Annotated in this window: 7 protein-coding genes and 6 pseudogenes; 5 read left to right on the forward strand and 8 right to left on the reverse strand. The window is 40.8% G+C overall.

The genetic code is table 11. The annotated features are described in order from the left end of the window. The first annotated feature begins 159 nt into the window (after positions 1-159). Positions 160-947: pseudogene (locus FFM82_RS12850) on the forward strand (IS5 family transposase). On the opposite strand, the pseudogene FFM82_RS12855 reads toward FFM82_RS12850, so the two are convergent. Next, a pseudogene (locus FFM82_RS12855) lies at positions 944-1,901 on the reverse strand (IS30 family transposase). The pseudogenes FFM82_RS12850 and FFM82_RS12855 overlap by 4 nt on opposite strands. A gap of 146 nt (positions 1,902-2,047) precedes the next feature. Between FFM82_RS12855 and FFM82_RS12860 the strand changes: the two are divergent. Further along, positions 2,048-3,106: a baeRF6 domain-containing protein gene (locus tag FFM82_RS12860; protein ID WP_137646181.1), complete on the forward strand. Its 1,059-nt coding sequence runs from the start codon at positions 2,048-2,050 to the stop codon at positions 3,104-3,106. A gap of 262 nt (positions 3,107-3,368) precedes the next feature. Beyond that, entirely contained in the window at positions 3,369-3,953 is a 585-nt protein-coding gene (locus FFM82_RS12870; protein WP_137646182.1) for a recombinase family protein, read from the forward strand. Positions 3,954-4,193: 240 nt separating this feature from the next. Here FFM82_RS12870 and FFM82_RS12875 read toward each other — a convergent pair. The 3 genes and pseudogenes from FFM82_RS12875 to FFM82_RS12885 form a co-directional block, all read right to left on the reverse strand. Beyond that, positions 4,194-5,179: pseudogene (locus FFM82_RS12875) on the reverse strand (IS30 family transposase). 241 nt (positions 5,180-5,420) lie between these two features. After that, positions 5,421-5,696: a metal-sensitive transcriptional regulator gene (locus FFM82_RS12880; RefSeq protein ID WP_063285102.1), complete on the reverse strand. Its 276-nt coding sequence runs from the start codon at positions 5,694-5,696 to the stop codon at positions 5,421-5,423. Between the two features lie 18 nt (positions 5,697-5,714). Then, positions 5,715-8,186 carry an FAD-dependent oxidoreductase gene (locus tag FFM82_RS12885; RefSeq protein ID WP_137646183.1) on the reverse strand — a complete coding sequence of 824 codons (2,472 nt, stop codon included), beginning with the start codon at positions 8,184-8,186 and terminating at the stop codon, positions 5,715-5,717. A gap of 456 nt (positions 8,187-8,642) precedes the next feature. Between FFM82_RS12885 and FFM82_RS12895 the strand changes: the two are divergent. Further along, positions 8,643-8,858 (forward strand): annotated as a pseudogene (locus FFM82_RS12895) (helix-turn-helix domain-containing protein); the annotation flags it as partial. Between the two features lie 408 nt (positions 8,859-9,266). Here FFM82_RS12895 and FFM82_RS12900 read toward each other — a convergent pair. The 3 genes and pseudogenes from FFM82_RS12900 to FFM82_RS12910 form a co-directional block, all read right to left on the reverse strand. Beyond that, entirely contained in the window at positions 9,267-9,536 is a 270-nt protein-coding gene (locus FFM82_RS12900) for a metal-sensitive transcriptional regulator (protein ID WP_003643024.1), read from the reverse strand. A 23-nt stretch (positions 9,537-9,559) separates the two neighbouring features. Continuing rightward, the gene (locus FFM82_RS12905; RefSeq protein WP_003643543.1) at positions 9,560-9,880 is read right to left on the reverse strand and encodes a thioredoxin family protein; all 321 of its coding nucleotides are present in this window, start codon (positions 9,878-9,880) and stop codon (positions 9,560-9,562) included. Between the two features lie 176 nt (positions 9,881-10,056). Next, positions 10,057-10,299, reverse strand: a pseudogene (locus tag FFM82_RS12910) (heavy metal translocating P-type ATPase); the annotation flags it as partial. Here FFM82_RS12910 and FFM82_RS12915 point away from each other — a divergent pair. Further along, a pseudogene (locus FFM82_RS12915) lies at positions 10,290-10,418 on the forward strand (IS30 family transposase); the annotation flags it as partial. The pseudogenes FFM82_RS12910 and FFM82_RS12915 overlap by 10 nt on opposite strands. Here the strand turns inward: FFM82_RS12915 and FFM82_RS12920 are convergent. After that, positions 10,407-10,571 (reverse strand): transposase (locus FFM82_RS12920; RefSeq protein ID WP_143143456.1); only part of this gene is annotated, 165 nt, incomplete at its 5' end. The pseudogene FFM82_RS12915 and the gene FFM82_RS12920 overlap by 12 nt on opposite strands.

Consider the following 10,571-nt stretch of genomic DNA (forward strand, 5'->3'; position numbering starts at 1 on the left):
GAGAAAAATTTGGTACGTAGAGCGTGCTCGATTAGTTACGTATAGCTGCCAGCCTTGTGTATGGTCTATCAAAGAGACCAGGTAAACAAAACCTTTAAGAACCTGTCTAGTATCTGCTGAATCTGGTAGAATTGTGGAAAACCGACTAAGGAGTTTGTCATGCCAGATTATCCAAGCAATATTTCTCGAGCGCAATTTGCGTTAATACAACCTGATTTAGAAAACTTCCGTAAGCATACAAGACCGCGTCGTTATAATCTTTATGACGTATTCAATGCCATCCTTTACTCGCTTACTACAGGGTGTCAATGGCGTGAATTACCGCACGATTTCCCGGAATGGCACACTATCTACCGCTATTACGATATGTGGCGAGATAAACCAGACCCGACAGCTGATTCGCTATTAGAAAGGCTTTTAAAAAAACTCTTGCTTCCTATCGCTTTGCACAGGGCCGATCGGCCCGAACGTCGTTTGTGATTGTTGATGCTCAAAGTGTTAAAACCACTGATTTAACGAAAAATAGTGGCTACGATGGCGGCAAAAAGATTTCAGGGATTAAGCGTCATATGGCGGTTGATATTAATGGTTTACCACAATCCATTCTCGTGACACGAGCTAATGTATCAGATCGTTCAGGTGCATTGGCTATGTTTAGTTTGGCTAGCTAAAATTTAGAGCTGGTTCAGCATGTCATGGTTGATGGTGGCTACACTGGCAATGACTTTGCGGATCAGGTGAAGCTCATTTTGAATGCTAAGACGACGGTAGCTAAACGCAACGAGTTGCATATGTTCACGGTGTTACCGCAACGATGGATCGTTGAACGTTCATGGAGTTGGCTAGACAAATGTCGGCGACTTTGGAAAAACTGTGAACGTGCCCTTAACAGCAGCCTTCAAATGGTTGTATTGGCCTTCCTGAAGATAGTTCTTAAAAGATACTAGACGGGTTCTAAGACCTTGCGTGGTCGATTATTCAGTTGTTCAATGTAAGTCTCAATTTCCTGGTCGCTCTGAAGGTCTAGGTCTGTGTCCTTGGGAAAGTATTCTCTAATCAGTCCGTTGGTGTTTTCGTTAGTTCCTCGTTGTTGAGGCGCGTGTGGGTCAGGAAAGAAGGCCTTTGTATTCAGACGTTCTGCCAGCTCCCTGTACCGGGCAAACTCCCTTCCACGGTCAGGAGTCACTGTTCTTACTCGGTTAGCTGGTAAGGCACCAAGCAGCTCAATCATGACGTCTCTAACAGTGTCAGCTTTTGCGTTGGCCGTTCGCTTCGAAAGCAGATAGCGTGATTTACGGTCAACTAATGTTACTAATGCAGAGTGTCCTGTTTTACCGCGTACTGTATCGCCTTCCCAGTGACCAAACCAGCTGCGATTTTCTGCCGACCGGGGTCGGTCGTGAATTGATGGCACCATAAATGAAGCGCCCCCGGCGTTCATTTATGGTGCCTTTGATTTTGCGCGTCTTGCCTCGGTGTCGAAGCAGCCTTGGTAGCCCGCGAGCACCATGGCTCTTCAATGGAACGCCGAGATTATCTAGGTAGATACCTCTGTAGATAGTCGAATAGCTGATGCGAATAGGACTGCCTTCTAGTGACAAGCGACCGGCAATCTGCTCAGGCGACCAATGTAGCACCGTGATATATCGAATGACAGCGTCACGAGTCCCCGGTCGATCGAGGATCCGAGGACGCCTGCTAGCCAAGCGAACCCGCCGGTAGCGGTCCTGAGCGGTGGCTGCCGAATAGCTCCGCCAGCCGCCGTTACGTGCAATTTCACGGCTGACTGTACTCTTGGAACGACCTATCTCTTTGGCGATGGTATCAAGAGTTTTGCCTGTAGAGATACCAAGCAGTATCGATTCACGGCCTTTTAAGGTAAGATGGGTGTACGGACTCATAGTCGAGTTCTCCTTGTAGTTGGTCTTGTGGTGATTCCGTTTTACAAGGACTCAGGCTATGAGACTTTTCTATTTGACTAATTTGTTGCACTTGAATTGTAAATCCGTCATAATAAAGTTATACAAACAAATGGAGCGTGACATAAATGACAAAACTAATTACACTGAAAAACTTGCCGAAGACACTGACTCCGAATGAAGATGTACTCACCTTGAGTATTAATTTAAATAAATTAAAATACCAACAAGATGAGCGTCTGCACTTAAAGAGTGCGCTTACAGAAATTAAAAAATATTCTATGGAACACCCTGAATTAAACTATAAAGAGCTTGAACGTCAGGTAGACAACTTAATTGATCAGAACCTACCATACCAAGGGATAACGTTATTCATTCAAGGTAATACTTTAGAGTTGTTCGTTTTACCACGGACAACTGTTGACGAAGTAAAGTTAACAATTAGCAAATATCCCGACTTACTATCTATTTTACGTGAGCAACCAAACAAGATGTATTACCTGTTAGCGTTAGAGGGAACATCATTCAGACTATTCAAAATTGTTGATAAAACAGTTGCACCCGTGAAATTAGATGCAGACGCCCCAACCGACCTAGTGGAAACATTAGGATCAGAAAAACGTGGTGGTGAACTTAACCTTATTGGTCAAGGTGGTTCAACAACTTTCCATGGCCACAATGAAACAAGCAAGGAAAAACAGATTGATTTAGAGCGTTACTACCGCGAAATCAATAAGTATCTGGTTGAAACTATTGACTTAACTGTTCCAATCGTCTTAATGGGATTACCTAAAAATCTGGCATTATTCAAACGAATTTCAGAAAAGCTGTCTCTATCTGAAATTCAAATTAGCAAATCCCCAACGGACTTAACAAATGCCCAAATTGAAAAGACCACTAGCAACGAAATCAGTGAACAAGAGGTTGAAACAATCACTGACGATGTTGCTGCCATTAATAACAAGCGGGTATTAACTGACACAGCTGAAATTGACCAAGCAATTGATACAAACCAACTAAACAAGCTGATTGTTAACGTTGGTAACCTATCCAATAGCGTCGATGACCACCTATACAATGACATCAACCGAATTATCTCTCGTGCCTTAAAGATTAACAGTCAGGTGGTTGTTCTTAAACAAGAAGAACCACAATCACCAGCCTTATTGGAAGCAACAACTTATTAATCGAAAAGCTCACAGAGCACGCCTAAACGGGGCTGTTCTGTGAGCTTTTTGATGATTTGCGAAAACCACCAAAAAATAATGGGTCTAGAATTTTTGGTGTTGGAAAGTATTTCCATTCCAAAAGTACTAGGCCCTAATTTAAAAAGCCATTGATAATGGATCAAAAAAGGCCAATAGGGTATACCCTAGTGGCCTTTTTTATTTCTGTGCTATACTAGGAATTACAAGTGTTCATTAGAACTGTCCAAAAGGAGAGCTGGAAATGGCTAAAATCGGTTATGCGCGTGTGAGTTCCAAGGAGCAACATTTAGATCGACAGTTAGCGGCTTTAAAAGACGTTGATAAATTATTTACGGATAAATTAAGTGGGGCTAACACTAATCGGCCAGAACTGCAAAAAATGCTGGCCTATATCCGTGAAGGCGATGTTGTCCTGGTTACTGAATTAGACCGCTTGGGCCGAAACAACCAGGACTTAACTAAGATTATGAACACCATTCAGAACAAAGGTGCCACCCTAGATGTGTTGAATTTGCCGTCCATGACGGGGATTGCGGATCCTAACTTGCGTCAACTGATGACTAACTTAATCATTGAACTGTATAAGTATCAGGCCGAAAGTGAACGGAAGCGGATTATTAAGCGTCAACAACAGGGGATTTTCCTGGCCAAACAGCAGGGGAAATATCATGGGCGCAAACCCCAATATACCGAAGATGATCCCCGCTTACTACATGCTTTTAAACTTTATCAGACGGGCATGAGTGATGTAGATGTTGCCCGTAAGACTGGAATTAAGCGAACAACCTTCATAAGGTATCGAAAAAAGTTTGGCATCAATAGGTGATAAAAGATAAATTCGAAGACAATTTGACTTTAATATTCATTCATAGCGGAAAGGATAAACTAATATATATCGTCTCATCAACATATTACATTATCTTAATTACTTACATTTCATATGAAGGAGAAAAACATGAAACTAAACTTTGAGACCATTGGAAATACAATGCTTAACATTATCAGTAGTACGGTGGTTGTTTTACCATTCATGATTTTTTTGGAGAGCGTAAAATATGGCGAATTGTCAAACTAAGTGCAACGGTTTGTCAAAAAATACTTCATATGGGGTTTCATAGTTTAACACTTTGCGAGGACGTTGATTTAACTGCTTTTGGCAGTGCTCAACGTCCTGTTCCGTATAATTATCAATATCTGTTCGCTTGGGAAAATATTCCCGAATTAATCCATTTGTATTCTCATTTGTTCCACGCTGTTCAGGCGAATATGGATCGGCCAATAGACAGTAACACCTAACCTTTCGCTGATTTCATCAAGATGAAGAAATTCGGTCCCATGATTTGGTGTAATAGAATGAACAAATTCTTTAGGAATGGCCCCTAACAGTTCAACTAAGCCTTTATTTATCTCCTGCGAGTCCTTTTGCGCAACCTTTTTGATAAACGTAAGCCGACTAAGCCGATCGACAACCGTTAAAAGGATGGAGTGACCCGTTCGACCAATCACAGTATCAATTTCCCAGTCTCCGATCCGTTTACGCTGATCAATGAACTTAGGTCGCTCGTGGATTGATATATAATCAACTTTTGCTTCCTCATGGCGGCGTTCACCCTTAGGGTGACGTATACGGCCACTGTGACGCAACCTCCGTTTGATTCCTGTATCTCCATGTGAATGGTAAGGTCGATTTAAGTTATGCCGTTTAATATGGCGATAGATAGTTGTATAGCTGACGCAAAAATAGTTTTCATGAGTTAGTCTATTAGCTATTTGTTGTGGTGACCAATGGCTATCAAGAATCAGTTTTGCCACTAACTCACATAATTCTTCACATTGATCTAGCAAAAGCGGTTTATGACATTTTGCACGCTGCTTTCTATAATCATTTTCTGCTTCATTTGGTGAATAATTTCCTTTACAGCGCCGGATTTCGCGTGAAATGGTGCTAGGTGACCGTTTTAACCGATATGCAATTGATCGAATTGAATGCCCTCTTGCTTGAAGTTTTAGAACACTTTCTCGTTCAAATATAGTAAGATGTTTGTAGCTCATAACGGGTACTCATTGTGTTTTTTCTTAGTCGTTAAACATTGTACCCGTTATGGGTCTTTTTTTATTCAATTAGTGTTGCACTTGGATTGTAAATTAAAGGTTTATTAAAAAAGGACTTGAAGCATTGGGTGCTTCAGGTCCTTTTTGTGGTTGTAGTTTGTTTTATAGTAGTTAACTGTTTTGATTAATTATTTCGTCAATTCAAATCAAATTATTCTTGATGACTTTTTTGATTGACTTTTTATTTTTTGATGATCATGTTGATAGCTTGTTCGAGTTTTTTCGATTGAGCTGCTGGGTCACCTTCTGGATTTTCTACGCAATCTTTCAAGTTGTTGGCTACTACCATGCCCATTACGCGATCGATGCTTGATCTGACGGCGCTTAACTGTGTCATTACGTCCATGCAATCTTTGTCATCGTTGATCATTTTTTGGATGCCACGGATCTGGCCTTCAGCCCGGCTTAAACGATTGATGACTTTCTTTGTTTCTTCTTCACTGCGAACTGTATCCATGATTTTCCTACTTTCTACTTAAATGAATAAGTTTAGGTTGGAGTTTTCTGTGTCTCCAAGATATGTGGCGACACCGCCATACTCAACGAAACTATAAAGCTCTTCTTTTTTAACGCCCATTAGTCCCATGCTCATTGTGCAAGCTACGAATTTGATACCCAAGTCGTTTGCTTTTCTGATCATGACTGGGAGTGGATCGACGTTATTTTTCTTCATAACTGATTTTATCATTTTTGAGCCTAAACCGCCCATATTCATGGTTGAAAGTGGTAATTTGTCTGCTCCACTTGGTAGCATCATGTCGAACATCTTTGCTACACCGTGCTTCTTGACTTTGTTTTTCTTCAAAACATTCAAGCCCCAAAAAGTGAAGAACATGGTTACTTTTTTACCCATAGCTGCCGCTCCGGTAGCGATTATCAAAGAAGCTAGTGCTTTGTCGAGATCACCATCAAAGACTACCATAGTCGCTCCTTCTTTAGTTTCATGAAGCTGACCATCGTTTAAAGCTAATTCGGCAGCTAATTCAGGATCTTGTTTAACTGGAGTGCTTGCTCCTTGCCCCTTCTGAACCGTAGCAACTACTGTATCACCATCAATATCATTGGAAAGAACTTTATTTCCGGTATTTTTGGCCCATGACTCGATATCGGCGCTAAAGCCAAAATCGCTCGCTTTGACTACCATTTTTTGACCATCGTCCATTTTATCCATGTGTTGTTTAACTTTTAAAATGGGACCTGGGCATTGTAAGCCACAGGCATCTACTTGTAGTGTTTTTAAATTGTTCGAACTGGAACCACTGGATGTTTTGACTTTATTTTTTGAAAAAGGTTTATTCTTGATCTCATATTTAGCGATCTTGTAAGTTTTGAAACCACCATCAATATTGACCACGTCAAAACCATCATTAGCTAAAACTCTTGAGGCATTGTATCCTCTCAACCCAACCTGGCAATAGACATAAATCGTCTTGTCCTTTGGTAATTCATTGAGACGATCGCGTAATTGATTGAGCGGGATCAATTTACTACTTGGAATCTTACCGGTAGTTAATTCAAAGTCATTTCTAACATCAATGATCGTAGCTTTCTCATCCACCAAACGATCAACTTGATCCCATTCGATAGTCTTAGTCCGATGATTGATCTCGTTATCAGCCACGTAACCTAACATATTTACTGGGTCTTTTGCACTTGAATATGGTGGAGCATATGACAATTCGATCGAGCTCAATTCGTCAACTTTGGCTCCAAATCTCATTGCTGTGGAAATGACATCGATCCGTTTCTCAACGCCTTTTGTTCCAACTGCTTGTGCTCCCAATATCTGCTTGTCATCGTTATAAAGTAGTTTTAGATTGATGGGACTAGCGCCAGGATAATAGCCAGCACTTGAATTTGGATGAATGTGAATGACGTGATAAGGAATATTTTGACGTTGCAAGGTTTTTTCGTTGTCACCTGTTGAAGCTGCCGTCAGTTCAAATACTTTGGCAACAGATGTACCCTGTGTTCCCGGATATTCTGCCGGAATGCCATTAATAATGTCAGCCACTAAACGACCTTGACGATTAGCTGGCCAAGCCAATGGGATATTGGTCTCTGAACCATCCACTAAGTTATTGACTTGGATCACGTCACCAATGGCATAAATATTAGGATAGTTAGTTTGAAGCTGTTTATTGACTTTGATTGCATTCTTGAATCCCAGCTCGATCTTAGCATCCTTGGCTAAATCGTTAGCTGGAGTAATACCGATAGACAAAATTGTCATATCCGTCTCAAGTTCTTTGCCACTTTGCAAAATTAATTTTTTGCCATCATTTTGGAATTCTGCTAGTCCGTCATTCAAATACAAGTTGACGTTATGTAAATTGATTTGTGAATGTAATTGTTGTGCCATTTCGAAATCTAAGTTCGGCATTACTTGAGATGACATTTCAACTAACTGAACATTCAAGCCCAGCTGCTTGAAATTTTCCATCATTTCTAGACCGATAAAACCACCGCCAATGATCGTGGCAGTTTGCACATTGTGATCAGCAATATATTTCTTGATCTGATCCATGTCGGGAATATTTCTCAAAGTAAAAGTATTCTTGGCATCAGCTAAACCTTTGATTTTAGGCACGATTGGCTTAGCACCAGTAGAGATGATCAATTCATCAAAACTTTCATCATAAGTCTCACCTGATTGCGTATTATGAACGGTAACGGTATTTTTTTCAGGATCGATCTTAGTAACATCAGAAAAATTACGGACATCTAAGCCATATTGTTTTTCCATACCCTCTACGGTTTGGACCATTAGACTATCACGCTCTTTGATAGTACCACCAATATAATAAGGCAAGCCGCAGTTTGCGAACGAAATGTATTCCCCCTTGTCGAATAAAATAATTTCATCATCCTCATTTAAACGACGAAGACGTGTCGCTGCAGTAGCGCCTCCTGCAACACCACCAATGATAAGTATTTTCTTTGCCATATTGAACACCTCATTTATTATTTTGTTATTCTTTTCACAAAAAATATACCACCAGCGGTATATTAAGTCAACCCCATTCATATCCATTGTTTGAACTGTATTTGTAAAAATTCCAATCTAGAAACAGTGCGTAACACTTGACGCAGAGATTTTCATCATACCCTGATGATGTATTTTTAGCCCCAAAAAATAACATTCAAAAAAATTGAATGTTATTAATTGGCGAATTTACAATTGAAATGCAACACAAAGTAAAAAAATAAACCCATACCGGGTAGAATATGTTTAACGACCAAATCAAACAATTCGAGGTATCCGGTATGAGCTATAAACATCTTACTATAAAAGAACGTGAAATGGTAGATTGCAAATTTGTCCGAACGCTGTTCGGACAAAAAAGATCAGCTTCCTTTAAAATGGTGTTTACCACAAACCCATCTTTTAGGAGCTGATCTTTTGTCTAGTATAACCTATTCCGAACGAATTAAAATCAAAACCTTTTGTGAACTAGGGCTGTCCAATATCCAAATGGGCGTTCGGCTGAACCGATCACCGTCAACAATTTCTTATGAATTATCTCGATGTCAACCTTATCAGGCTGAATTAGCACAAACAGATGCCGAATACAAGCGATCACGATGTGGTCGGAAAACTAAGCTGAGCGATATTTTGACAAAAAATTTCCGTATTATGATTAGGAAGATTTAAATGAATTTTTTTCATGATATTGTTTCCCAGAAAATTGTAATCTGTGACTTTGATAGTTACTCTGATCAGTTATGGCTTCTTTCGCCGGGTTTAATGGTGGCTTGGAAAGCGTAGATATTTTTGATTTTCTGCACAGAATACTCCGGCTAAGAAAATGTTTGTAAGAGATCAGAATCATTCATTTTATAGGACAGGCCTGCAAATATAGTGTGAACACATTTGTAGATTTGTGAGAATTCACGAGACGAATGATTGATAAATCTGGAGCAAAAAATTGTTTTCTTCGGAATAAAATAAACCCCCTGAGTTTGGATTTACTCCAGATCAGGGGGTTCGCTTTACCGCGAGATTGACGACACCGTCTTTTTTGCGTTATTTGGTTTTTAGCAGTAGATCCAAGGAGTGTTCAAGATTCTGAACATCAGCCGTGGTCATCGCATCTACACAATTATTAATATTACGGGCGATGACGAGTTTCATGGCCTTGTCGATACTTGATTTCACTGCTGAAAGTTGAACCAAGACATCTTCGCAAGGACGATTTTCGTCCATCATACGTAAAACGCCGTCCAGTTGACCAGCCGAGCGTTTCAGCCGGGTCTTGATCTGCTTGCTAGTGACATATTCTTCAGTAGTTGCCATGATTCATGATGCCCCCTTCGTAATTAGGCAAGTGCTTTTTTGAGTTCGGCTTCAAAATCAGGCTTAGGACGTGCTCCGACCATGTGACTGACGACTTGGCCATCTTTCTTAATCAGGAAGGTTGGAATTCCTTGAACTTGGAATTGACTGGCCGTAGCTTGGTCATGGTCAATGTTCAATGAAACGAAGTTGACCTGATCCTTGTAAGCTGGGTCTTCAGAAAGGGACTTAAGAATTGGGTCCATCATGCGACATGGTGGGCACCAGTCTGCGCGAAAATCAATAACGGCGATACCAGTATCTGTTTCTTTGGCAAAATCTTGGTCATGTATTTCTTTAATCATTTTGAATGACTCCTTAGTAATTATTATTCATTAAACAATATACCCCCATTGGTATTTATAAGCAAGTTATTTGTCCAGATGTGACCAGTCCTAAAGCGGCCCCCCGACTAGCTGGGAAGACTAGTTGGTGGGCCGCTATTGGTGGCTAGGCCTGTAACCAAGTTGGGGAGACTTGATTAAGCTGTGGCTGCTTGAATGGTTTTAGTTGGTTGGTGCTTGTCGAACTTGGTTTGGAAATTGATTAACCGCATAGCGTTGAAGATAACAACTAAGATACTAGCTTCATGGACAAACATCCCACTGGCCATGTAGATATAACCGAAGATTAGCCCAATCAGTAGGAAGGCCACGGTGGCAATGGCGATGAAGATGTTTTCACGAGTGTTCGAGACAGTTTTCTTGGCGAGACCGTGGGCATAGTAAGGCAGTTTTATTAACTTTAATCGATCGCAAATCACGGTTCCTTTGGGCATACCGGTTAAAAGATCGGACGACAGCGACTGTTAATGAAGCACTAAGAACGTGTTTAGAATCTTTTCAAGAGTATTCGCAGGAAGGCTAAGCTAATCATCATCTTACTGGTGTTCAGCTTTCGCTCACAATTGCGCCAGAGGCGCCGATATTTTCCTAGCCAGCTAAAACTGCGTTCGATAACCCAGCGTTGCGGGGTCACTTGACCGTGCCTAAGGTC

This window comes from Lactiplantibacillus plajomi, from assembly GCF_005405405.1.
Lineage (GTDB): Bacteria > Bacillota > Bacilli > Lactobacillales > Lactobacillaceae > Lactiplantibacillus > Lactiplantibacillus plajomi.